The sequence below is a fragment of the Sorangium sp. So ce124 genome (genome assembly GCF_051525235.1).
Lineage (GTDB): Bacteria > Myxococcota_A > Polyangia > Polyangiales > Polyangiaceae > Sorangium > Sorangium atrum.
This window is the reverse complement of sequence record NZ_CP150312.1, coordinates 9,325,971-9,348,766: the sequence shown is the minus strand read 5'-3', so window position 1 is coordinate 9,348,766 and position 22,796 is coordinate 9,325,971. Positions and strand designations below refer to the sequence as shown.

Sequence of the window (22,796 nt, the reverse complement as noted above, 5' to 3'; positions counted from 1 at the left end):
CCTCGACGCCCGGCTCGGTCGGACGGCGCTCTCCTGCACGAACCAGCAGCGCTCAGTGCAGTCTGGGCAGGCGCCTGGACGGGGTTCGTCGAGCGCGTGGGTAACCACTTCGCACGCGCCGAGGTTCGTTCCCACGTCGCTGCCTACCTCAAGGGGCTGCTCAGCCCGATCGAACGGAAGAACAGCTGGCAGCTCGCCGAGGCAGTCGGCGACCCGACCCCGTACGCGCTGCAGCATTTGCTCGGTCGTGCGCGCTGGGATCCGGATGCCGTGCGCGATGATCTCCGCGCCTACGTCGTCGAGCATCTCGGCCATCCAACGGGCGTGCTGGCGATCGACGAGACGGGATTTTTGAAAAAGGGCACGCAGTCCGCCGGAGTGCAGCGGCAGTACAGCGGCACGGCCGGTCGGATCGAGAACTCTCAGGTGGGGGTCTTTCTCTCCTACGCTACGCCACGCGGACGTACCTTCCTCGATCGGGCCCTGTACCTGCCGGCGTCCTGGACCGAGGACCGTGCGCGCTGTAAGCGCGCAGGTGTGCCCGAGGACGTGACGTTTGCGACCAAGCCGCAGCTGGCGTTGCACATGCTGCAGCGGGCCTTGGAAGCAGGCGTGCCTGCCGCCTGGGTTGTGGGCGACGAGGTCTATGGTGATGACAGCAAGGTGCGGCGCTGGCTAGAGGAACGAGAACAGCCGTACGTGCTTGCCGTCTCGAGCCAGCATCGGATCTGGAACGAATGGCGCCAGATCCCCGTGAGCGAGCTTCTGCAGCAGGTGCCTGCGGATGCCTGGCACCGCCTCAGCGCGGGCGACGGGGCCAAGGGACCACGGACCTATGACTGGGCTTTCGCCCGCTTTCCCGAAGCGAAGTCGCGTCGCTGGCAACGCGGCATCCTGTTCCGCCGCAGCCTTGCTGACCCGACTGACGTCGCGTACTACGCGGTCTTCGCCGCGAAAACTACCCCATCAGCTGAAGTGGTCCGTGCCGCGGGAAGCCGCTGGTCGATCGAAGAGTGCTTCGAGAGCGCGAAGGGCGAGGTCGGCCTCGATCACTACGAGGTCCGCAGCTTCACGGGCTGGTACCGTCACATCACCCTCGCGCTCTTTGCGCACGCATTCCTGACGGTCCAGCGGGCTGCTTCCGAGGCGCCCGCGGGGAAAAAAATCGGCCGCGCGGGGCCAGTCTGCCGCGCTCATCCCGCTGACCGTCCCCGAGGTGCGCCGTCTGCTCTGGGCGCTGCAGTGGACCGCGCCGGTTGACCCCGACGCGGTCCTGCGCTGGTCCTGGTGGCGGCGGCATCATCAGGCGCTGGCGCGCCGCTGTCACTACCGGCGCCGTGGCGCTCGGCCGCCGTAAGTACAACTGTAGTACTAATACTACAGTTGCACTTCGGCGAGGCAGCCGGCCCCGTCCTGGCGCCGCAGGCCTTCGGGTCGGCGGGTCTTGTGCATGGTCACCGCCGCACCACGGACACCTCGACGCCCGGCTCGGTCGGACGGCGCTCTCCTGCACGAACCAGCAGCGCTCAGTGCAGTCTGGGCAGGCGCCTGGACGGGGTTCGTCGAGCGCGTGGGTAACCACTTCGCACGCGCCGAGGTTCGTTCCCACGTCGCTGCCTACCTCAAGGGGCTGCTCAGCCCGATCGAACGGAAGAACAGCTGGCAGCTCGCCGAGGCAGTCGGCGACCCGACCCCGTACGCGCTGCAGCATTTGCTCGGTCGTGCGCGCTGGGATCCGGATGCCGTGCGCGATGATCTCCGCGCCTACGTCGTCGAGCATCTCGGCCATCCAACGGGCGTGCTGGCGATCGACGAGACGGGATTTTTGAAAAAGGGCACGCAGTCCGCCGGAGTGCAGCGGCAGTACAGCGGCACGGCCGGTCGGATCGAGAACTCTCAGGTGCGGTGACCGTCAAGGTAGTTGTCGCATCGGCCTCCACTCACGCTGTGAGCGCCTCCTTGTTTGAAAGTCCCCTGAGCTCGTCGGGTTTGCGCGGCCCCAGGCGGACAGCGCCAACCGGCGTCCAGTTGCGCGTCTCGCCCGACCAGCGCTCGGGGTGGCGCCGCCGGGCTCGCTCGTAGACGCGCGCGCGGGCCGCGAGCAGGGCAGCGTCACGCCCGCGATGGCGGTCGTCGGGGGTGACGAAGCGCAGCGCGCTGTGGCGATGGGTGCCGTTATACCAGGTCACGAAGGCGCCGACCCAGGCGCGCGCCTGCGCGAGCGAGTCGAAGGGGGCGGGATAGTCCGGCCGGTACTTCACGGTGCGGAACAGCGCCTCGGAGAAGGCGTTGTCGGCGCTGACGCCGGGACGGCTGAAGGAAGCGCGCACGCCGAGCTGGTCCAGCGTGGCGAGCAGGGTCGAGCCGCGCATGGGGCCACCGTTGTCGGAGCGGAACACCAGGCCCTTGGGGTCGAGCTGACTGGCGGCGCAGGTGGCACGGAAGAGCGCGGCCGCGTGCTCGCCCGACTCTTCTTCGTGCACCGCCCAGCCCATGATGCGCCGGCTGTAGATGTCGACGATGAGGTACAGGAAGTAGAAGCGGCCGCGGACGGTGGTCTTGAGGTAGCTGATGTCCCAGCTCCACAGCTGGTTGGGGCCGGTCGCGATGTGCTCCTCCACCTCGGTGCGCACCGGTGCCTTGGCACGGCCGCGGTGCGTCAGTTGCCCCTCATGGCGCAGGATGCGCAACACGGTCGACTCAGAGCCGATGTAGCGGCCCTCGTCGGCCAGGCGCGGCACGATCTGGCTGGGCGACAAGTCGCGGAACCGGGGCGCATTGACCGTGGCGAGGAGGACCTTGCGCTCGTGGTCGCTGAGCTGGTTGCGCGGCCTGCTCTTGGGCCCCAGCCGCCGGTCGTCACCGGTGTCTTGCTCGCGCCAGCGCTGCAGGGTGCGAGCGCTGAGCCCGAGCAGCGCGGCGGCCTGGGTCTCGGGCGCCCCTTGGGCGACGGCGTCGCTGACCATGCCGAGGATCACTTCTCGCTCCTGTCGTCGGTGCCGTCTTCCCCGTCCCCCCAGAGCGATTCGGCTTTTTTTGCGAGCACCAACAGCGCCGCCGTCTCGGCCAAGGCGCGGTCCTTGCGGCCCAGCTCCTTTTCCAGCTCGCGGATGCGACGCTGGTCGGCGGGCCTGGGCCCGCCGCCCTGCGCAGGGCGAGCGCCGAGCGCCTGGAGCATGGCGGCGCGCCAGACCTCCAGCTCGCTGTCGTGCACGCCCTGGCGTCGCAGGAAGGCGCCCCGCTCGTCGGGCGCGAGCTGCTCGGCAGCGAGCACCAGGCGCATCTTGTCTTCGGCTGTCTTCGGCTGGCCGCTGGGAACCGGTGGCTCCGGCGCCTTGGTCTTGGTGGTCATCGCGGCACGATGGGCCTCGCGCAGCCACTTCGACAGGGTCGGCTGCGTGACGCCGATCTGCTTGGCCAGCTGCGTGGCGGTCAGGGCGCCGGGCCCGACCATCCGCTGAACCATCTTCTCTCGAAAAGACTTCGAATACGGCGGTCTCAAGCGAGTTCTCCAACCTCGCCCTGGTCACGATCTCCCGAGCACCTCGGGCCGGACTGCCGGCCTGAGGAGGCGACATCTTCCCTGACGTATAGGGGGTGGGGGTCTTTCTCTCCTACGCTACGCCACGCGGACGTACCTTCCTCGATCGGGCCCTGTACCTGCCGGCGTCCTGGACCGAGGACCGTGCGCGCTGTAAGCGCGCAGGTGTGCCCGAGGACGTGACGTTTGCGACCAAGCCGCAGCTGGCGTTGCACATGCTGCAGCGGGCCTTGGAAGCAGGCGTGCCTGCCGCCTGGGTTGTGGGCGACGAGGTCTATGGTGATGACAGCAAGGTGCGGCGCTGGCTAGAGGAACGAGAACAGCCGTACGTGCTTGCCGTCTCGAGCCAGCATCGGATCTGGAACGAATGGCGCCAGATCCCCGTGAGCGAGCTTCTGCAGCAGGTGCCTGCGGATGCCTGGCACCGCCTCAGCGCGGGCGACGGGGCCAAGGGACCACGGACCTATGACTGGGCTTTCGCCCGCTTTCCCGAAGCGAAGTCGCGTCGCTGGCAACGCGGCATCCTGTTCCGCCGCAGCCTTGCTGACCCGACTGACGTCGCGTACTACGCGGTCTTCGCCGCGAAAACTACCCCATCAGCTGAAGTGGTCCGTGCCGCGGGAAGCCGCTGGTCGATCGAAGAGTGCTTCGAGAGCGCGAAGGGCGAGGTCGGCCTCGATCACTACGAGGTCCGCAGCTTCACGGGCTGGTACCGTCACATCACCCTCGCGCTCTTTGCGCACGCATTCCTGACGGTCCAGCGGGCTGCTTCCGAGGCGCCCGCGGGGAAAAAAATCGGCCGCGCGGGGCCAGTCTGCCGCGCTCATCCCGCTGACCGTCCCCGAGGTGCGCCGTCTGCTCTGGGCGCTGCAGTGGACCGCGCCGGTTGACCCCGACGCGGTCCTGCGCTGGTCCTGGTGGCGGCGGCATCATCAGGCGCTGGCGCGCCGCTGTCACTACCGGCGCCGTGGCGCTCGGCCGCCGTAAGTACAACTGTAGTACTAAGAGCACCTAACAAAAGCTCGTTCACCCCGCTTGCTTGAGGGAAGCCGATGGTGCGGCAGAATACAGCGTGGGCAAGCTGTTGGTGCCAGACGAACTCTGGGAACGAATCGTACCTCTATTGCCGAAAACGGAGCCGAAGCCGCAGGGGGGCCGGCCGCGTACGCCTGATCGGATCGCGCTGACCGGTATCTTGTTCGTGCTCAAGACCGGGATCCCTTGGGAGTATCTCCCGCAAGAGCTCGGCTGCAGCGGCATGACGTGCTGGCGCAGGTTGCGCGACTGGCAGCAGGCTGGCGTTTGGGATCGGCTCCACGAGGTCTTGCTCGATGAGCTCGGCGAAGCCGATAGGATCAACTGGGAGCGTGCTGCGCTGGATGCCTCGCTGGTTCCGGCAAAAAGGGGGGTGAAAAAACTGGCCCGAACCCCACGGATCGCGGCCGGCCGGGCACGAAATATCACATTCTGGTCGATCGGAATGGTATCCCGCTCGCCGTCGAGATGACGCCGGCGAACGTCCATGACTCGAGGATGTTCACTTCTATGGTGGACGCGGTGCCGCCGATCGCGCGTCCTTGCGGCCGACCGCGGCGCCGCCCTAAGAAACTGGATGCCGATAAGGCCTACGACGACCCGGCCCTGCGGTTGGCTTGTCATCTGCGCCACATCGTGCCCCGCATCGCTCGCAAGGGCATCGAGTCGTCGGAGAAACTCGGCCGTTATCGCTGGGTCGTCGAACGGACGATCGCTTGGATCCGGCGCTTCCGCCGCTTGACGGTGCGGTATGAGCGCCGTGCCGACATTCACCGAGCGTTCCTCCTGCTCGCCGTATGCGTGATCTGCCTCAACCATATCCCGACGGGCTTTTGTTAGGCGCTCTAAATCCAGATTGTCGCGCCAAGGCCGGCATGGCGATCGCGAACGAGGTGCCAGAGGACCTTCCGCGCGACGTTGGGCGCGGCGAGCTTGCGCGCCGCGCCGCGCGGGGCGGGTCGGGGCGGCCAGGGTTCAGCTGGCGCCGCGGCCGGCAATCACGACCGGGACAGTCTTCAGGATCAGCTTGATGTCTTCCGCTATGCTCCAGTGGTCGATGTACCGCATATCAAGGTACATCCACTCTTCGAACGAGACATTGTTGCGACCGCTCACCTGCCACACGCACGTCAGGCCGGGACGCACCGAGAGGCGCCGGCGCTGCCAGGCCTCGTATTTTTCAACCTCGCTGGGAAGCGGCGGGCGCGGCCCGACGAGGGCCATATCGCCGCGCAGCACGTTGACGAGCTGCGGAAGCTCGTCGATGCTGTACTTGCGAAGGATGCTGCCGACGCGCGTCACCCGCGGGTCCTTCTTGATCTTGAACACAGGCCCGGCTTGCTCGTTCCTCGTCATCAAGCTCGACCTCAGCGCCTCTGCATTGACCACCATCGAGCGAAACTTGAGCATCTCGAATGTGCGCCCATAGCGCCCTACCCGTTTTTGCCGGAATAGGACCGGACCTGGCGAGGTCAGCGCGATGAGCGCCGCAACGACGAGGAGCAACGGCGAGAGCAGGACGAGCAAGCAGCTCGATACGAGGATGTCGAGGACGCGCTTGACGGCCATCTGGTAGGGCTTGTGTTCCACGCTGAGGTAGTGCACGTAGCCATCGGAGATGGCGCGGGCGTCCGCCGGGCGCGCCCGATCGAACCGGAAATGACTGGCCGGAAGCGCGAAGGGTATCCCGAACCGTTCGCACACCCGGATGCTGGCCTGCATCGCACTGCCGTGCCGGAGCGAGTTGCCCGCGATGTACACCTCGTCGAACACGCGCTCCCGCAGGATGCGCTCGAGGTCGTCGCTCGTCCCGAGGATTCGACCATCGACTCGACCGCTATTCACCTCGTCGACGAAGGCGAGGTGACAGATCGCCTCGCGCGACGATTTCCGAGCGCGGATCTGACGGGCGGTGTGGCGGCCGAGCGGGCCGACGCCAATGACGAGGGTGTCGTTGGGCTCGTTCCTGGCTAGCCCCCGCCCCCCGGGGAGCGTGATGCGGAGCAGGAGCGTGCCGGACCAGAGCACGGCGAGGAAGTGCTTCAGCGTCGCATCCGCGGCGTACCCATCTACTGTCGCCCTGAAGAGAGCGAGCATGGACGCGACGGCGAGCACCAAGACGGACGTGAGGACCAAATCGCCCGCAAGGCCCTGCGCCTTGAAGACGTCGTACTGGTGCAGGATGCGGCTGCCGAGCAGCCATCCCGCCAGCGCTATCGGTGCCATCGTGACGACAGAGCCCCAGTGGACGACACCTCCGGCCGTCGCCGACGAAGCGATCGATGCAAGGACCAGGACTGCGCAGTCTGCTGCGAGAGTGAGCGTCGGCGCTCCCCCCAGAGCCGCTGTCTGCTTGCGAAAAGCCATCGAATACCTCAGACCAGAGTCATGTTGGGTCTTTGGATAATCGGGCAAATGACCCGATGTGTATTGCCAGGTATAGCAGGAAAGTCGGCTCGCACCCTTGGATGACACATGATTGCGGGGTCAGGTCTCACCGGATGTGCGACAGAGCTATTGCGCTTGGAACCGTGATCGACAAGCGTCGAGGTCGAAAAGGGAGCGAAGGCGTGAATCGCGGCTCGCCCGCGCCGGGTCGATTGACGCTCGTGACCTCTCGAGCCGGAGAGCTTGCGGTTCGTCGAGGTCGGACTGTCTCTCAGCAGGCTGGGGCTCGTCGCGGCGGGGCGACCACGCCCGTTCGCGGCCGCGCGCCTCATGGCCGAACGGCCTGCATGGATCAGCCGGCGCCGAGCGCTGACAGCGCGAGCGAGCGCCGGCGCCCGCACCTGGACGGGTGCTCGAGGACGCCGTCCGGCGCATGGTGCGCACCCTGCGACGGCGCGGGCTCTTCGATCTCGAGCATGCATCGACAAGGACGCGCTTCCACACCGACGAGCCCGCTCCCGAACGCAAGCGGGACGGAGCCCCGAGCGTTGAAGCGCAGCGTCCTTCGCCCCGAGCGGATCTAAATGGGGGCCGAAGGGTTGTAAAAGGGCTTCCCCGATGCCAATGGCGCGCGTTTTTTGCTATTTTTTTGGCCTTCGCGGGAACGGCACTTCCCGCGCACGAAGGGGGAAACATGGGTCGAAAAACCGCGCTCATCACCGGCATCACGGGCCAGGACGGCTCCTACCTGGCCGAGCTCCTTCTGGAGAAGGAATACGACGTCCATGGCATCATCCGCCGGACCTCCCTATTTAACCGCAGCCGCATCGAGGAGGTGCGCGACCAGGCCCGCAAGGCGGGCAAGGTCTACGAGCTCCATTACGGCGACATGGGTGACTCGAGCAGCCTCAACCGCGTGGTCGCCGCCGTGCGCCCCGACGAGATCTACAACCTGGCGGCCCAGAGCCATGTGAAGGTGTCCGTCGACTGCCCCGAGTTCACCGCCGACGTGGACGCCACCGGGGTGCTGCGCCTGCTCGAGGTCATTCGCAGCAACAAGCTCCACACCCGCTTCTACCAGGCCTCCACCTCGGAGCTCTACGGCAAGGTGGTGGAGACGCCCCAGACCGAGACGACCCCATTCTACCCGCGTTCGCCCTACGGCGTGGCCAAGCTTTACGGCTTCTGGATCGTGAAGAACTACCGCGAGTCCTACGGCATGCACGTCAGCAACGGCATCCTCTTCAACCACGAGTCGCCGCGCCGCGGCGAGAACTTCGTGACCCGCAAGGTGACCCTCTCCCTTGCCCGCATCAAGGCCGGCCTCCAGCCCACCCTGCGCATTGGCAACATGGACGCCAAGCGCGACTGGGGCTACGCCAAGGACTACGTGGAGATGATGTGGATGATGCTCCAGCAGCCCGAGCCCGACGACTACGTGGCCGCCACCGGGGAGGCCCACACCGTGCGCGAGTTCATCGAGCAGGCCGCCCCCATCGCCGGGTTTGACATCGCCTGGGAGGGCGAGCGCGATTTCGAGATCGGGCGCGACCGCAAGACCGGCAAGGTGATCGTGGAAGTGGACCCCAAGTTCTACCGTCCCGCCGAGGTGGAGTTCCTCCTGGGGGATTCGACCAAGGCCCGGACCAAACTGGGTTGGAGGCCCAAGGTCGGCTTCCCCGAGCTGGTGGAGATGATGATGCGGGCGGATTTGGACAGACTGGCGGGGGGAGCCTGATCGTTCCTGCCCCTGCCCTGGCGCTGCTCGCCGCCGCGGGACTCGCGGCACGATCGCCTCGGGCACGCCCAGCGGCAGCACGCGCAGCGCGGCGCCGTCGAAGAGCCGCCGAGCCGATCCAGGGCATGTGTCGAGATCCCTGAGCTTGTGTGGTGGATCTGTTGGCGGCGTCGATACCTGTCGGAGGAGCTGAACGTCGCGTGTCTCGCGGCGTGGGAACGGCGCGGCGCGGGAAAGGAAGAGGGAAGGGGACGCCGGCTCCTTCCTGTGCGGCTCATCGTTCCTGGTGCCAGTCGATGTCGACCCGGCATCGGGTGACGCGAGGCGCTCTGTCTCGACGCCGATGTCTCCCGCCGCGCGGTTTCCCTCGCCGCCGGCCGTCCGTCCAACGATGCGCTCGACGGATGGCCAACCCGGGTTGAGCCGTCCAGGGGAACAACCCGGGTTGGATAGCCGGCCGCCACTCAGGTGGATCGGCTGGACCTCGCGAGGCGCCTGCGCAGCCGCGCGGTGGCGAGCGCCCCGAGGGCGAGCAGCCAGGCCGGCGCGCCCTGGCTGCCTGGCGTTATGCGGCAGCCGCCGCCCCCTCCTGCGCTCGGGAGGTCGCCGCCGCCGCTGCTCTGCGCGCCGGTTGCGCCGGTGCCGGCGCTGCTGGCGTCATCGCCGCCGGCGGCGGTCGTGGTGGATGTGGCGCCAACTCCACTGCTGGCACCTCCGCCGTCGCCGCCGGTGGCAGCGCCGCCTTCGCCACCGCCACCGGCGGTTGCGCCAGTGCTGACGCCGCTGGTCGCATCGCCGCCGGCGCCACTGCTTGCATTTGCGCTGGCACTGCCGGTGGCGCTACCGCCGCCACCGCTGTTCGCGCCGCCGCCACCGCCTGTGGCTGTGCCGCCGCCACCGCTGGTCGGATCGCCGCCGCCACCGCTGGTCGGGTCGCCGCCACCACCGCTGTTCGCGCCGCCGCCACCACCGCTGGTCGGGTCGCCGCCGCCACCGCTGGTCGGGTCGCCGCCGCCGCTGGTCCCGTCGCCGCCACCGCTGGTTGGGTCGCCGCCGCCGCTGGTCGGGTCGCCGCCGCCGCTTGTCGCGTCGCCGCCGACGCCAGCGCTGTTGCCGCCGCCGTCACCGCCTGTGGCCGTGCTGCCCGCCCCGCCGCTGGCACCGCCGCCCGCGCCGTCTCCGCCTGCGCCGCCTCCACCCGGCACGCAGGCGCCCGCCTGGCACGCGCCGCGCGACGCGGGCTGCGCCGGGACATAGAGCCACGCATGGTCGATCTTCTGATAAGGCGCGACCACAGAACCGGCGTTGCCGCCGGCGATCAGGACACGGCCATCGTTGAGCAGCGCCGTCGCGTGGTCGTTGACCATCACGTCCAGCGCCGGCCCGAGCGCCCAGGTGTCGCTCGCCGGATCGTAGAGCTCGGCGGCGAGGGCGCCATCGCTTTCGTCATGCGAGTTGCCCGCCATCATGACCCTACCGTCGGCGAAGAGCGCCGCTCCAGGAGATCTCCGCGCCGTGGTCATCTCCGCCGCCGAGGTCCACGTATCGCTCGAAGGATCGTAGATCTCGACCGTCTTGCCGCTCTCGGTACCCCAGCTTCCGGCCACGAGCACCCGGCCGTCCGGAAGCAGCGTCGCCGTGTGCCGCATGCGAGCCCAGCGCATCGAGGCGACGGGCGTCCACGTATCGGTCGCCGGATCGTACATCTCCGCGCTCGTCAGGTGGTGATCCGGGCTCTCGGGGGGATACCCGTCAGCGCCGCCCGCGACGAGGACCCGGCCGTCCTGGAGCAGCGTCGCCGAATGGTTCTGGCGCGCGACGTTCATGGGCGCTCTCGCGGTCCACGTGTCGGCGACCGGATCGTAGACCTCGACCAGGACACCACCGGCACCGCCGGGCTTGTCGCCGCCGGCGACGAGCACCCGGCCGTCCTGAAGCAGCGTGGCGGTGTGAAAGAAGCGCGGCGCGACCGTGGACGCGGCCGGCGTCCACACGCCCGTCGCCGGGTCGAATCGCCTCGTCGGCGCAGGGCCAAAGTCGGTGCTCACGAACGGGCTGTCGCCGATCACCAGGACCGTCCCGTCCGGAAGCAATGTGGGTGTCTGCGCGCTCCGCAGGCCGTCGATCGGCTTGGTCGCCGCCCACGCGCCCGTGCTTGGATCGTAGCGGGTCCAGACACGCTGAGTTTGGTTCCGGCCGGGCACCGGGGCCCCGCCGATGACGAGGACCGTCTCGTCCAGGAGGACCGTGGTCTGCAACCCGGGGAGGATGGAGGCGTCGATCCGCGCCGTCTCCTGCCACCGATCCTCGGCGCCCGGGAAAGCGCAGGGGGTGCCGTCCGGCAGTTCGGGTCCGGGCGCCGCGCACCCGGCCGCGGGGTCGCACGCCGGCGCCTCGTGGCACTCGTCGGCGGGCAGGCACACAGCGAGGCTCGACCCCACGCAGGCGCCGTCCACGCAGGCGGTCGCCGTCGAGCACACGTCGCCGTCGCTGCAAAGCGTCCCGTCCGGCGCCGCCGCGCCCCCGACGCACGCGCCCGCCTCGCAGACGCCGCCCGCGATGCACGCGTCCGCGTCGTCACAGGCGACGCCCGTGACCGGCGTGCAGGCGCCGTCCTGCGATGCGCCCGACGCGGCCGCGCAGGCGTCGCAGGGGCCGTCGCAGCGCACGTCGCAGCACACCGAGTCCGCGCAGGAGCCGCTGCCACAGTCGCTGTCCGTCGCGCAGCCCGCGCCGAGCGGCGAGCGCTCGTGGAAGAGCACGGCCGACGCCGTCGGCGTCGTGGCGCCGACGTACCCGCCGGCGATGAGCACGCTGCCGTCCTCGAGGCGCGTCGAGGAGTGGAACGCGCGCGCCAGGGTGACCGGCGACTCCAGGTCGAGGCTCGACCAGGCGAGGGACGCCTCGTCGAAGAGCGCCTTCGTCCCGTAGAACGTGTACGTGCCGCAGGTCTCCATGCCTCCGGTCAGCAGCACCTTCCCGCTCGGGAGCAGCGATGTGCGCGTCCCCCGGATGCTGCTCGAGCTCGGGGCCGTCCCGCACGACGAGGCCGGAGCATAGGACCCGGACGTCGCCGCCCAGCGGTCCTCCTGGGGGAAGTAGACCTGCGAGAAGGCGTGGACCGCCGGGTCGGGACCGGAGAGGGTGCCTCCCGTGACGAGGACACCGCCGCTCGCGAGCGTCATCGCGTCAGGGTACCTGTACCTCGACGTTGACAGGACAGGCCTGCGCTCGTTGGTCCACAGCCGGGTCTCCAGGTCATAGATGCTGCAGCTGCTCCCGACCGACATCACCCGCCCGTCGTGGAGCAGCGTCGCGCTCACCGGGTTGATCGTGGACTCGCGGCACAAGGCCGTTGGCGTCCAGGAGCGCGACGTCGGGTCGTAGACGGCCGCGTTCAGCTCGTCGATGAACAGCGAGTTGGACCAGGCCATGCCGACCAGCACGGGCCTGCCGTCGACGAGCACCATCGAGGGCGCGGGGTGGGGCTTGGCCAGGTACCCCACCGTGGTCCAGGTGTCGCTCGTCGGGTCATACAGCTCCGCCGAGCTGAGCTCTGTCCCGCTCTGCTCGCGTCTGATCCGGCCACCCGCCACGAGGACCTGGCCGTTCGGCAGGAGGACGGCCGCGTGACCGTGCCGGCCCTGGTAGAGCGGCGCCGCAGGCGACCACGTCCTCGTCGCGGGGTCGTAGATCTCGACCGCCGCGAGGCCCACCGCCGTGCGCGCTGCGTCCGGCGACCCGTCGTCCACCTCCGTGAATCCACCCACGACGAGCACGCGGCCGTCCTGGAGCACCGTGGCCGAGTGCTCGGCCCGCGGGGTGATCATCGAGGGCACGGCCTCCCAGGACGGCGTGCTGGCCGCCCACGCGACGCCCGCGGGCAGCGCCACGATCCCGCACATGAGGGCGGCTCCGAACCTCCAACTCGATCGCATGGTCCTCTTGGCCTCCGCGGCCTTCGTTGCGCGGGGTCGCGTGAACATTCACCGCGTCGCTCGACACCATGGCGTCGGACATGACGTCATCCGAGGCGTGATGGATCGCTCGCTCGATCGCGTCGCCGGCCGGCAGGCCGTCAGCATGTCCGGATGACCGCCGGCCTCGCCAGCACGCCTGTCCCGCGGGCGACGCGCCCCGTGCGTTTCGGAGCGGCTCGCAGCGCTACGGCCCGCCGTCCTCCTCGCGGCTGCGTCTTCCACGCCTTCACGCGCTCGTCGGGCGAGCCCACGCGGATGCTCCCGGCGCCGGGCGGCAGCGCGGGCCCGAACGTGCCGAGGGTCGATCCGCTCGCGTGCGAAAGATCGAAGTTCAAGCTGTTTTCACTGATGTTTCATAATCAAGCCGGGGCCGCGCGGGTAGAGCCCTTCCGGTTTTCCGTGGCCGATCATGCAGATAAAGTTCGACTTCAGCGAGGTGCCCTTGAAGAAGAGCTCGTCGACGAGCGCATTGTCGAACCCCGAGAGAGGGCCGACGTCGAACCGAGCGAACCGTAGGCTCGCAGTATGGAGATGCAGGAGCTCAGCGCGTGAGTGCCTCGGGAGCCACCGATCACATCCGCTTTGCCTCGTCGACAAGGATGCTCACCGCGGCGCTGAACTGCGCGGGGCTGACCCGGCCGTAAGCGAGCCGCATGCCCGCGCTGCTCGCTTCTAGGGTGGCGAGCGGGCCCGGCAGGACGGCGACGCCGCGTACCAGGGCGCGGCGCGCCAGCTCCACGATCGGGTGCCGGGGCCAGAGCGTCCAGACCGCCAGGCCTCCGTCGGGAGGCGTGACCTCGAGAGGGACCTTCCGCGCCGCGCGCGCCAGCGACTCGAGCGCGGCGTCGCGGCGCTCGGCGTAGGCGCGCCGGGCACGCCGCACGTGGCGCTCGAAGCCTCCCTCCGCGATCCAATCGGCGAGCGCTGCCTGGGTCACGCCGTCCCCCGCCCTGACGGTGCTCTGGCGCTGCCGCGCGAGCACGTCGAGCACCTCGCTGCTGCCGCACACCATGCCGACGCGAACGCCCGGCGCGACCAGCTTCGAGAGGCTGGCGACGTACAGGACGTGCGGCGCCGACGCGCTGGCGGCGAGCGGAGGCTGAGGCTCGCCGCGATAGTGGTACTCGTGATCGTAGTCGTCCTCGAGGATGGGCACGCCGTGCGCGAGGGTGAGGTCGAGCAGGGCGCGGCGGCGCGGCGCCGAGAGCGTGACCGTGGTCGGATACTGATGATTCGGCGTCACGTACACGAGCCGGACGCGCCGCCGCCGCAGCAGCCGCTCGAGAGCGCCGACGTGCAGGCCTCGCGCGTCCACCGCGACGGGCACCACCTCGGCTCCCGCCGCTCGAAACGCCCGCCAGGCGGGGAAGTATCCTGGATCTTCCACGGCCACGACGTCGCCGGGTCCGAGCAAGGTGTGCGCGGCGAGCGCGATGCCCTCCTGCGAGCCGCACGTGACCAGCAAGCGCTCGAACTGCACCGCCCGCGCGCGCCGCAGGTAGGCGAGCAGCTCCCGCACGAGCGCGGGATTGCCGTCCACGTCGGCAGCATGCAGCGCGCTCGTGCCGTGCCGCGCGAGCACGTGCGCGTACGATGCCCGAAGCTCGCGCAGGGGCAACAGCGCCGGATCGGGCGTCGCGGCGTGCAGCGGATACCGCACCTGGCCGAGCGCCGCGGGTGGCGGCCCGGGCTCGCGCACGACGCGAAACTGGTAGTGCGTAGCGCTGCGCTCCTCGTGCCGCGGCGCAGGCGGCCCGGGCTCGGGCGGGGCGACGCGATAGCCACGGCGCGGCTCCGCACACAGCAGCCCCTCCGCGCATAGCGCGTCCAGCGCCACCATGATCGTCTGCCGGTGCACCCCATAGGTGCTCGCCAGCTCGCGCGTGGACGGTAGCAGCTCGCCCGCCACGCGGCTGCCGCTCGCCAGCGCCCGGCGCAGCGCCTGCGCGACGGGCACCCAGCGCGTGCGCCGACCGTCGCGGGAGACGGCGCTGCGCGGCTTCGGAGAGGAGCCCATCTGGTCGAAGTATAAACACACATCTGGACGAAATGCTGCAACCAGCCTGCGCTAGACATCCGGGGGAGGCGCGGCTCGTTGGTGGGGTCGGCCTCCCGGAAAGAACCCACATGCACCTCACCCCGAGCGCGCTCCGCGGCGAAGCCGTGGTGCTCCAGCCCCTGTCTGAAGATCAGCTGCCCGAGATCAAGCGGGCCGCGCTGTCCGCTCCCGACGTCTGGCGGTTCATCCCTTACTCCATGCGCGATGCGGCCGACGTCGAGAAGGTCATCCGCCTTGCGCTCGCGATGCAGAGCCGCGGAGAAGCCATCTCCTTCGGAACCCGCCTCGCGTCGACGGGCGAGCTGATCGGCGGCACCAGCATTCGCTGCGTGGACGCCGCGCTGCCGTCCGTCGAGGTCGGCGGCACCTGGATCGTGCCAGCGTGGCAGCGCACCCGCGTCAACACGGAAGCCAAGCTGCTCCAGCTGACGCACGGCTTCGAGCAACTCGGCTGCCAGCGCATCGAGCTGAAGACCGATGTCCGCAACCTGCGCTCCCAGGCCGCCATCCAGCGCATCGGCGGGACCCGGGAGGGGGTGCTGCGGTCGCACATGCGGCGCGCCGACGGCAGCCTGCGCGACAGCGTGCTGTTCTCGATCCTGGCGAGCGAATGGGCTGTTGTGAAGGAGCGCTTGCTGGCTCGGCTGGCGAGCGCCGAGGGAGCGACGCTGGCGGTGCGGGTGGCTGGCTGAGGATCATCGCGGCGGAGGCGCGCGAAGGGACTGTTGCCCCGAGGTCCCACGGGCAGGCCGTGCTTGACAGGAACGACCGCCCTGGCGTCTCCTGTCCTCCGCGGCGTTTTTCATGCCTTGCCCCATGGAGTCGCTGATCCCCGGCTCGCTCGACGATCTCCTCCGCGGCGCTCGCACCTCCGGGCGCTCGCCGAGCCGGCCCCTCGCCTCACCGCCGAAGGGCGGGGATGGGCTCGCCGACCTGCCCACCGTCGAGGCGGTGCTGGACGCGATAGCGGAAGGCCGGGTGCATCCCGAGAAGGTGTTCTTCATCGACGCGACGTCGGAGTACGTGGACGCCAAACGCTTCCTCCGGGCGGAGCCCGACGCTGCGCTCGACGGCGCGGGGGTGCGGCGCTTCTTCGAGGTGGAGGGGGGTAGCCTGCTCCTCGCGGGGGTGCAGGACTGCTTCCCGGCCGTCGGTGCGCTCACAAGCGCCCTGTCCGGAGCGCTCTTGGCCCAGGCCAACACGAACCTTTACCTCACGCCGGGCGGGGCGCAGACCTTCCCCCGCCACTGGGATACCCACGACGTGGTGGTGCTCCAGCTCGAGGGGCGCAAGCGGTGGATCATCTACGAGCCGCTCCTCGAGGCGCCGCTGCACCGCCACCACGCCTGCCGCACCGCCGAGCTCCGCGAGATGACCCCGCGCTGGGGCGAGATCGAAATGCAGCCGGGTGGAGCGCTGTACATCCCCCGCGGCTATCTCCACGAGGCGACCGCTGCCGGGGGCCCCTCGCTCCACATTTCCACCGGGATCCACCGGATCACCTGGCACCGCCTCGTCGAGGTGATGGTGGCTGACGCGCTGCGGGAGTGCGCCGAGGACCTGACCTTCCGGGGAGACTGCCCCGCAGGGGAGGCGCACCTCGCTGCAACCGTCCGAGAGGGGATCGCGCCCCGCGTCGACGCGCTGGTGAAGCGGCTCCGCGAGATCGATGCAGCGGAGGTGCTTCAGTCCCTCACCGAGCCGGCTGACGGGGAAGAGAGCTAGGGGGGGCCAGCTCCGGGCCCGCTCGCGCGGGGCGCTTCTCCTTGCGGACGGATGCGGATTGTCGGTAACTTGTGAGGGCCACCTCTCCTGCGGCCGCTGCACCGCCGCGTACTGCTCATCGCCCACTGCTCCAAGGAGACCTCGGATGTCTACAACGCCCCGATCCAAGAAGGTGAACGTCCCGAAGCCCGCCGCCAGCGCCCACGTTTGCCGACATGATCCGACGCCCATCACGCGGAAGATCAGCATCCCGAAGCCCGCCGCCAGCGCCCACGTTTGCCGGCACGACCCGACGCCGAGCAAGAAGACCAAAATTTAGCCGTAGTGCTGGAGGTGTGTCGCCATTCCCTCCGGCCGCTGGGTGACACGACACGCCCCGGAGGGGACGACCGCCTGCAAGGACTCCCCCTGCATACCTCGCGATTTCGCCCATCCCGACCCATGTCGTCGCACGGCGACGGGCGAGCCGGATTCACGGATTCTCGGGCAGACGTCGTGGACCCGAGGAACGTCTCATCGCCCGCGGCAGCGGCCTCCTCACGGGAGTGATCCGATGGCTGTTCACATCGGCATGAGCTACCACCCGGAGCTTCACGACCTGCTGTGGCGAGCCAGGGATGAGGGGCTCGTCGACTTCCTGGAAATACAGCCGGAGCGATACATCTACAGTCACTTCGAGAGGGGCCAGATGAAGCGGCTACTCTCCGACTTCGGCACGTCGTACTGCTTTCATTTCGCCTGCAACTCGCTGGGCAGCGCCGACTATCGCCTCGACCGCAACGCGCGGCAGCGTCGCGACATCGTCAATCGGTTGGCCCCGCGCTGGTGCTCGGATCACATGACGTCCTGCCGGATCGGCGATTTCGACCTCGAGAAGAACCTGCCGCTGCTGCGGACCGACGAGACGCTGCAGATCCTCGTGGAGAACATAAAGCTCTTTCAGGAGGGCCTCGCTGCGCCGTTCCTGCTCGAGAACATCGCCACGATGTGGGAGCTGAAGCGATCGACGATCGCCCACGACGACTTCTTTGCCCGGGCCGTCGAGATGGCCGACTGCGGCATCCTGCTCGACCTCCACAACCTGTACGCCGACCAGCTCAACCACGGGCTGGACCCGAGGGCGTTCATCGATCGCATGCCGGCGCACCGTATAAGGCAGCTCCACCTCGCCGGAGGCACCTCGCACGACGGTTACTATTATGATGGCCACGATCACGAGGTCCCCCAGGTCGTCTTCGAGCTGCTGGAATACCTTCTGGCACGGGTGACCCCGGAGGCCGTGATCCTGGAGCGTGAGGCGCGCTTCAAGGACCTCCCCAGGGTGTGGGATGATCTCGTCCGGATTCGACGGATGTGCCAGCGATGAGTCGCACGAGCGTCGCCCGCTGGCAGGAGCGCTACCTGAGGAGCCTCGTCCAGGGTGGGCCTGACGAGGGAGCCGCGCTCGGCGACGAGCTATCCCAGTACAGCGAGTCGTGCCTGGCGAGCATCGCCGCGTCGTTCAGGGCTTCGATACAGCGCTCGGTCAAGAGCCATTACCCGGTGTTCTGCAGGCTCACGGCGAGGAGGCGGCGGCTCTGGGACTGCCTCTATTCTCAAGTCAGCATGGATACCGATCGAGGAGCCATGATCAAGAAGATCTTCGGCGTCCTGTATTCATGGGCGGAGCGCCTGGACGGCGCATGTCTGTACAAAGACCTCCTGAGGGTGGAGCGGGCGGTCGCCCTCGCGCAGTTTCATCAGGCGCGGCCCCGGATCACGGGGCGCCTCAAGGTAGACACCTCCCGCTTCGGGATCCACGACAGCGGCCACCTCTATTGCATGAAGCTCGCCTCGAACGTCATGGACCTGTATCCAGCCATCGATCGCATCAGCGTCCTTCAGGGCAGAGGAGAATCCATCTACGCGATCTACTACTCCCGCGACAGGCAGAGCGTGATGACGCATCGGCTCTCGAAGCAAGCCGCCGAGGATCCCTGCAATCTGCTGAGAGGTGAGCTGAGCTGAGGCGGACGCCGGGCACGCCTGCGCCTGCAGCGAGGAGATTTGCGCGATGAAGATCTGCATCATCAGCAAGTTCCCACCCATTCAAGGGGGCGTCAGCACCCGGACCTACTGGATGGCGTATGCGCTCGCCAAGCGCGGCAATCAGGTCTGGGTCGTCACGAACGCCGACGAAGCAGAGGCAGATTGCCGGATGGTCATGACCCCATCCGACAAGCGGCGGCTGCACGTCCGCTTCGCGAACGGCGGCTCCGTCCGCTGCGTCTCGTCGGAGCGCCCTGCGTACGACCTCTACGTCCCCTGGGCGAACCCGTACGTGACCAAGCTGGCCTCCATGGCGACGGACATCGTCAGGGAGCACGCCTGCGATCTGATCTACGCCTACTACCTGGAACCGTACGGGATGGCGGCATCTCTCGCGGCGCAATGGACGGGGGTCCCCTGCGTCCTGGCGCACGCGGGGAGCGACATATCGGTCCTGATGACGAGGCCGTGGCTGAGGACCTCCTACGCCGAGATCCTGAAGCGGGCGCACAGGGTCGTGACGGCGAAGCACTTCGATGACCTCTTCGTGGGGCTCGGAGTGAAGAAGAGGCGGCTCTACCACCTCGGCTCCGACTCCCTCCCCACGCACTGCTTCCGCCCCGGCGCGCCGAGGCTCGACGTGAACGAGCGCCTGGCGGAGGCGCTCGCCGGCAACGACTGGCTCCATGCGTGCTTCCGCGAATCCGCCCCGAAGACGTTCGATCCCCATGTCCCCACGCTCGGGATGTACGGCAAGATCGATCATGCGAAGGGCATGTTCGACTTCATCCGGGCGCTGGGGATGGTGAAGCGCCGGGGCGTCGACGTCCAGGCGATCATGATGTGCGGCGGCGCCGAGAAAAGCTGCCGCGAGCTCGCCGCGTTCATCCGCGAAAACCGGGTGGAGGAGAACGTCTGGCTGCTCCCGTTCATGCCGAACTGGGTGATCCCGAGCCTCATCAACGCCACCACGGCGACGTGCTTCCTGGAGCGAGATTTCTTCATCGACTACCACACGCCGGGCGTACCGAGAGAGGTGCTCGCGTGCGGCAGCTGCCTCGTCCTGTCGGGTGATATCCACAAGAAACGAGGTTACAAGGAGGGCCTCGTGGACGGAGAGAACTGCCTCCTCGTGCCGGATCCGAGGGACCACGAAGCCCTGGCCAGCAAGCTCGAATGGGTCGCGCGCAACCCCAGGGAGGCGGAGAAGCTCGGCCGTCGTGGCCTCCTCCTCTCGCGCATGTGGGAGGATTTCGACGAGTACATGGAGGATCTACATACCATGTTCCATGGATTCGTCGGCGCATAGGGCTTCACGGCGCTCCCGGATGCTGGCCTCTGTTCCCTGAGACATCGCGGGCGATGAAGATACAAGAAACGACGGTCAACGGACGCAAGGTCATCCTCGTGGATCACCTCTTCCGCAAGAAGAAGATCGAGCAGGTCTACCGGACCCTCTCGGAGTCCTACGTCTACTACCGAGGGCAGCTCAGCTCGAGCGCGGATCATTTCCCGAAGATGGTGGCGCACTTCGTGGACCTCGAGGCGTTCAAGGCGCTCTTCTTCTACGAGGACGTCTTCGGTCTCATCAAGCAGTGCTACGCGGACGTGCCCCACCACCTCTACAAGGCGTACGTCAACCAGACGTCCTACGGCGACGTCAACTACCCGCACGTCGACTGCAAGCCGCGTCGCCGAGAGGTGACGGTGCTGTATTACGCCAACCCGCGCTGGGACCGCGAATGGGGGGGAGAGACGATGCTCTACGACGACTCGGGGGCCTTCAACCTGGCCGTCCTGCCGGCCCCTGGGCGCGTCTTGATCTTCCCGGGCGCGACATGGCACTGCGCGGGCATCCCGAGCAGGGTGTGCCCCGTGTCGCGGTTCACGCTGGCCATGAAGTATACGCCGTCCGCGAAGGACGCCCGGCAGGTTCGCTCGAGCAGGCCGCGGGACGCGTGATCGAGGCGCTATGTTCAGGAAGAGAGCGGCGATTCGCGGAACGGGAAGCACGAATTCAATCGATGAGGGGTCGCCATGAGGATCAAGACACACCTGGTGTCGATGCCGTGGGCCGATGTCTATGTTCCCTCGGTCCAGCTCGGCGCGCTGAAGGCGCACCTCGATGTCGCGTTCCCCGGCCGTTTCACGACCAACACATACTCTGCATTCTGCTCGGTGTTCCTCGACGCCGGCGAGTCGGACCTGTACTCCGAGCTCTCGGAGTTCAGGGAGTTCCCGTACTTCCTCCTCGCTCTGGAGCGGTTCATCAGGCCGCGCGGGTCCGTCGAGGGGGCCCCCTCCCTCGACGAGCTGCTCTCGATCGTGAACGCTCCGAAGCGCGGTCGCGTCAAGCTCACGAAGCGCTCGCTGACCCGCCTGAGGAGCGCGACGCACAGGTACATCGACGCCGCGCTGGGGCCGGAGCTCATCCGGAACGGCGTGAACCTGGTCGGCTTCACGCTCAATTACAACCAGGTCTATTCGTCCATTTACTGCGCCCTCTACCTGGGCCAGAGGTACCCGGATCACAGGTGCGTCTTCGTGTTCGGCGGGGCGAGCGCGGCGGCGACCAGCGTCGCCGACGTGCTGAAGCGGCTAGGTATCCGCGGGTTTGGCGTCCTCGGAGAGGGGGAGAAGAAGCTGGAGCTGCTCGCGGGCGCCTACCTGCGCACCCCCCTGAGCGAGATGGAGCGTCTCCACGGCAGCATCCCCGGCGAGGTGCAGGGGATCTATGACATCCAGACCAACCAGATGGATCTCTTCAAGAGAGATCCGGCGAACTTCGCTTCGCAGCTCGCATCCATCCGGGACCTCGGCGTCCCGGATCTGGAGGAGTACTTCGGGGCCATCAGGAGGGTGTTCCGGGGCGCGGAGGCGATCCGACCGTTCAGCAAGAACGTGATGCTTCCCGTCGAGGGCAGCCGGGGATGCTTCGCCAGGTGCGATTTTTGCGGCATCAACGTCAACTGGGAGGGCTTCAGAAAGCGGCTCGCGGGGGACATCGTCAAGGATGTGCTGGCTATGATCAAGCGCTACGGGGTGCGACGTATCCTGTTCATGGACAACGTCTGCGACACGTGGGCGGAGGGCTATGCCGATGAGCTGATACGGCTCAACATCCAGATTCCGGCGACGATGGAGCTCCGGGCGCACCACCCTCAAAGATTCTGGACAAAGCTGGTCCTGGCCGGGGTCGACGCTGCTCAGGTCGGGATCGAGTCCCTGTCCTCGTCCCTGATCCGACGAATGAACAAGGGGACCAAGGCGCGGCAGAACATCCTCGTTCAAAAGTGGCTGAAGGAGCTGGGCATCCGCTCGCTCTCGAACCTGATCATCGGGCACCCCCGCTCGACGATGGATGATATCGCCGAGACACAGCGGATCATCGAGGAGACGCCTCACCTGGGGAGCTACAGCCTGTCGGATTATACGTTGTCTTATGGAAGCCCTCTCTTCAACCAGCTCGGTCCTGATGAGATGGCGCGGCTCAGGCCCGATACCTATCTGGAAGGACTGGAGGGCGTCGAGCGATTCCTCGTGCCATACTACGGCTACTCCGCGCCCGAGGGATGGTTTGAGCCCGGGGTGATGGAAGGCTGGCGTAGCTTTGCCGGGTGGTACGAGGAGCACGTCCAGTGGAAGCGTGGGATCCCGGCCATGGAAGTCCACAGGGTGAGCCCGGGCGAGCTGCTCATCAGGGACGAGCGCTCCGGGGATCTCGTCGAGACGGTTCTCGATGGGGAGCTGGCGTGCATCTATGATCTGTGCCACGCCGGCATGGAGCCAGGGCGAGCGGCAGCGGCCGCCGGGCTCCAGCAGGAAAAGGTCCTGCGGCTGCTCGGTGAGCTCGTCGAGCGGCGCCTCGCGCTCGAGGTGGAAGGCCACTTCATCTCCCTGGCGCTGAGACCCAGGGATGAATTGCTCCGAAATCACTACGTGGCATCGGCAAGCCGGGAGACGGAGGCGATGAGGCCCACGGAGGCGAAGCCGCAGGCGAGACGACTCTCGATGATATGATGGCAGCGGAATCCTCGTGCCGGTGGCGCCGGCGCCCCGCGGGGGCGATGCGCCACGCCCGAACCGCCCGGCGGGCCTGTCAGTCGGTCTCGGGGCGCACCGACGCGGAGATGATGCCGTCCGTCTCCGCGGGCGAGCCGTCGGCGTTCCTGGGATCGTGGATCTCGATGGTCGTGTAAACCGCCTTCGCGCGATCCCTGCTCGGCACGCGCCAGCGCCGCAATCCCATCGTGGACGATGGCGGCGTGCAAGGCGATCGATGATCCTATTGCCTCTGCCAGA

Annotated in this window: 18 protein-coding genes and 3 pseudogenes; 13 read left to right on the top strand and 8 right to left on the bottom strand. The window is 68.0% G+C overall.

Annotated elements, in window-relative coordinates; genetic code table 11:
* Positions 1-33 precede the first annotated feature (33 nt).
* Both WMF19_RS35115 and WMF19_RS35110 read left to right on the top strand, forming a co-directional pair.
* The gene (locus tag WMF19_RS35115; protein WP_437901621.1) at positions 34-1,260 is read left to right on the top strand and encodes an IS701 family transposase; all 1,227 of its coding nucleotides are present in this window, start codon (positions 34-36) and stop codon (positions 1,258-1,260) included.
* Positions 1,261-1,570: 310 nt separating this feature from the next.
* Positions 1,571-1,903, top strand: a pseudogene (locus tag WMF19_RS35110) (IS701 family transposase); the annotation flags it as partial.
* 37 nt (positions 1,904-1,940) lie between these two features.
* Here WMF19_RS35110 and WMF19_RS35105 read toward each other — a convergent pair.
* Together WMF19_RS35105 and WMF19_RS35100 are read right to left on the bottom strand one after the other, a co-directional pair.
* On the bottom strand, positions 1,941-2,978 hold the full coding sequence (locus tag WMF19_RS35105; RefSeq protein ID WP_437894351.1) for an IS3 family transposase: 1,038 nt from the start codon (positions 2,976-2,978) through the stop codon (positions 1,941-1,943).
* Positions 2,975-3,466 (bottom strand): hypothetical protein, encoded by a 492-nt coding sequence (locus WMF19_RS35100; protein WP_437894350.1) that lies wholly within the window; start codon positions 3,464-3,466, stop codon positions 2,975-2,977. The genes WMF19_RS35105 and WMF19_RS35100 overlap by 4 nt, the downstream gene beginning before the upstream one ends.
* 131 nt (positions 3,467-3,597) lie before the next feature.
* Here WMF19_RS35100 and WMF19_RS35095 point away from each other — a divergent pair, with 131 nt between their 5' ends.
* Both WMF19_RS35095 and WMF19_RS35090 read left to right on the top strand, forming a co-directional pair.
* Positions 3,598-4,431, top strand: a complete 834-nt coding sequence (locus WMF19_RS35095; RefSeq protein WP_437894349.1) for an IS701 family transposase — start codon at positions 3,598-3,600, stop codon at positions 4,429-4,431.
* A 182-nt stretch (positions 4,432-4,613) separates the two neighbouring features.
* Positions 4,614-5,416: pseudogene (locus WMF19_RS35090) on the top strand (IS5 family transposase).
* 135 nt (positions 5,417-5,551) lie between these two features.
* On the opposite strand, the gene WMF19_RS35085 reads toward WMF19_RS35090, so the two are convergent.
* Together WMF19_RS35085 and WMF19_RS35080 are read right to left on the bottom strand one after the other, a co-directional pair.
* Positions 5,552-7,051 (bottom strand): sugar transferase, encoded by a 1,500-nt coding sequence (locus WMF19_RS35085; protein ID WP_437894348.1) that lies wholly within the window; start codon positions 7,049-7,051, stop codon positions 5,552-5,554.
* Between the two features lie 265 nt (positions 7,052-7,316).
* On the bottom strand, positions 7,317-7,442 hold the full coding sequence (locus tag WMF19_RS35080) for a hypothetical protein (RefSeq protein WP_437894347.1): 126 nt from the start codon (positions 7,440-7,442) through the stop codon (positions 7,317-7,319).
* Between the two features lie 216 nt (positions 7,443-7,658).
* Between WMF19_RS35080 and gmd the strand changes: the two genes are divergently transcribed.
* Positions 7,659-8,702 carry a GDP-mannose 4,6-dehydratase gene (gene gmd, locus WMF19_RS35075; protein ID WP_437894346.1) on the top strand — a complete coding sequence of 348 codons (1,044 nt, stop codon included), beginning with the start codon at positions 7,659-7,661 and terminating at the stop codon, positions 8,700-8,702.
* A gap of 464 nt (positions 8,703-9,166) precedes the next feature.
* Here the strand turns inward: gmd and WMF19_RS35070 are convergent, their stop codons facing one another.
* The 3 genes and pseudogenes from WMF19_RS35070 to WMF19_RS35060 form a co-directional block, all read right to left on the bottom strand.
* A complete protein-coding gene (locus tag WMF19_RS35070; RefSeq protein WP_437894344.1) occupies positions 9,167-12,640 on the bottom strand; it encodes a Kelch repeat-containing protein in 3,474 nt (1,157 codons plus the stop codon).
* Between the two features lie 373 nt (positions 12,641-13,013).
* Positions 13,014-13,180, bottom strand: a pseudogene (locus WMF19_RS35065) (malonic semialdehyde reductase); the annotation flags it as partial.
* A gap of 73 nt (positions 13,181-13,253) precedes the next feature.
* Positions 13,254-14,699 (bottom strand): PLP-dependent aminotransferase family protein, encoded by a 1,446-nt coding sequence (locus WMF19_RS35060; protein WP_437894342.1) that lies wholly within the window; start codon positions 14,697-14,699, stop codon positions 13,254-13,256.
* Positions 14,700-14,809: 110 nt separating this feature from the next.
* Between WMF19_RS35060 and WMF19_RS35055 the strand changes: the two genes are divergently transcribed.
* The 8 genes from WMF19_RS35055 (at position 14,810) to WMF19_RS35020 (ending at position 22,514) form a co-directional block, all read left to right on the top strand.
* The gene (locus tag WMF19_RS35055) at positions 14,810-15,433 is read left to right on the top strand and encodes a GNAT family N-acetyltransferase (RefSeq protein ID WP_437894341.1); all 624 of its coding nucleotides are present in this window, start codon (positions 14,810-14,812) and stop codon (positions 15,431-15,433) included.
* 124 nt (positions 15,434-15,557) lie between these two features.
* Positions 15,558-16,466, top strand: a complete 909-nt coding sequence (locus WMF19_RS35050; RefSeq protein WP_437894340.1) for a JmjC domain-containing protein — start codon at positions 15,558-15,560, stop codon at positions 16,464-16,466.
* Between the two features lie 145 nt (positions 16,467-16,611).
* A complete protein-coding gene (locus WMF19_RS35045) occupies positions 16,612-16,785 on the top strand; it encodes a hypothetical protein (protein WP_272095172.1) in 174 nt (57 codons plus the stop codon).
* 234 nt (positions 16,786-17,019) lie between these two features.
* The gene (locus WMF19_RS35040) at positions 17,020-17,832 is read left to right on the top strand and encodes a multinuclear nonheme iron-dependent oxidase (protein ID WP_437894339.1); all 813 of its coding nucleotides are present in this window, start codon (positions 17,020-17,022) and stop codon (positions 17,830-17,832) included.
* Positions 17,829-18,473: a hypothetical protein gene (locus WMF19_RS35035; protein ID WP_437894338.1), complete on the top strand. Its 645-nt coding sequence runs from the start codon at positions 17,829-17,831 to the stop codon at positions 18,471-18,473. Before WMF19_RS35040 ends, WMF19_RS35035 begins: the two co-directional genes overlap by 4 nt.
* Positions 18,474-18,519: 46 nt before the next feature.
* Positions 18,520-19,803: a glycosyltransferase gene (locus WMF19_RS35030; RefSeq protein WP_437894337.1), complete on the top strand. Its 1,284-nt coding sequence runs from the start codon at positions 18,520-18,522 to the stop codon at positions 19,801-19,803.
* Positions 19,804-19,856: 53 nt separating this feature from the next.
* Positions 19,857-20,456 carry a 2OG-Fe(II) oxygenase gene (locus WMF19_RS35025; protein WP_437894336.1) on the top strand — a complete coding sequence of 200 codons (600 nt, stop codon included), beginning with the start codon at positions 19,857-19,859 and terminating at the stop codon, positions 20,454-20,456.
* Positions 20,457-20,531: 75 nt separating this feature from the next.
* Positions 20,532-22,514 (top strand): radical SAM protein, encoded by a 1,983-nt coding sequence (locus WMF19_RS35020; protein ID WP_437894335.1) that lies wholly within the window; start codon positions 20,532-20,534, stop codon positions 22,512-22,514.
* A 79-nt stretch (positions 22,515-22,593) separates the two neighbouring features.
* Here the strand turns inward: WMF19_RS35020 and WMF19_RS35015 are convergent, their stop codons facing one another.
* Positions 22,594-22,722, bottom strand: a complete 129-nt coding sequence (locus WMF19_RS35015) for a hypothetical protein (protein ID WP_437894334.1) — start codon at positions 22,720-22,722, stop codon at positions 22,594-22,596.
* Positions 22,723-22,796: the final 74 nt, after the last annotated feature.

What these genes read in the sequence shown, in the direction of transcription:
- WMF19_RS35100 (WP_437894350.1), bottom strand. Translation starts at nt 3,466, where the DNA reads ATGGTTCAGCGGATGGTCGGGCCCGGCGCCCTGACCGCCACGCAGCTG.
- WMF19_RS35080 (WP_437894347.1), bottom strand. Translation starts at nt 7,442, where the DNA reads ATGCTCGAGATCGAAGAGCCCGCGCCGTCGCAGGGTGCGCACCATGCG.
- gmd (WP_437894346.1), top strand. Translation starts at nt 7,659, where the DNA reads ATGGGTCGAAAAACCGCGCTCATCACCGGCATCACGGGCCAGGACGGC.
- WMF19_RS35070 (WP_437894344.1), bottom strand. Translation starts at nt 12,640, where the DNA reads ATGCGATCGAGTTGGAGGTTCGGAGCCGCCCTCATGTGCGGGATCGTG.
- WMF19_RS35060 (WP_437894342.1), bottom strand. Translation starts at nt 14,699, where the DNA reads ATGGGCTCCTCTCCGAAGCCGCGCAGCGCCGTCTCCCGCGACGGTCGG.
- WMF19_RS35055 (WP_437894341.1), top strand. Translation starts at nt 14,810, where the DNA reads ATGCACCTCACCCCGAGCGCGCTCCGCGGCGAAGCCGTGGTGCTCCAG.
- WMF19_RS35050 (WP_437894340.1), top strand. Translation starts at nt 15,558, where the DNA reads ATGGAGTCGCTGATCCCCGGCTCGCTCGACGATCTCCTCCGCGGCGCT.
- WMF19_RS35045 (WP_272095172.1), top strand. Translation starts at nt 16,612, where the DNA reads ATGTCTACAACGCCCCGATCCAAGAAGGTGAACGTCCCGAAGCCCGCC.
- WMF19_RS35040 (WP_437894339.1), top strand. Translation starts at nt 17,020, where the DNA reads ATGGCTGTTCACATCGGCATGAGCTACCACCCGGAGCTTCACGACCTG.
- WMF19_RS35035 (WP_437894338.1), top strand. Translation starts at nt 17,829, where the DNA reads ATGAGTCGCACGAGCGTCGCCCGCTGGCAGGAGCGCTACCTGAGGAGC.
- WMF19_RS35030 (WP_437894337.1), top strand. Translation starts at nt 18,520, where the DNA reads ATGAAGATCTGCATCATCAGCAAGTTCCCACCCATTCAAGGGGGCGTC.
- WMF19_RS35025 (WP_437894336.1), top strand. Translation starts at nt 19,857, where the DNA reads ATGAAGATACAAGAAACGACGGTCAACGGACGCAAGGTCATCCTCGTG.
- WMF19_RS35020 (WP_437894335.1), top strand. Translation starts at nt 20,532, where the DNA reads ATGAGGATCAAGACACACCTGGTGTCGATGCCGTGGGCCGATGTCTAT.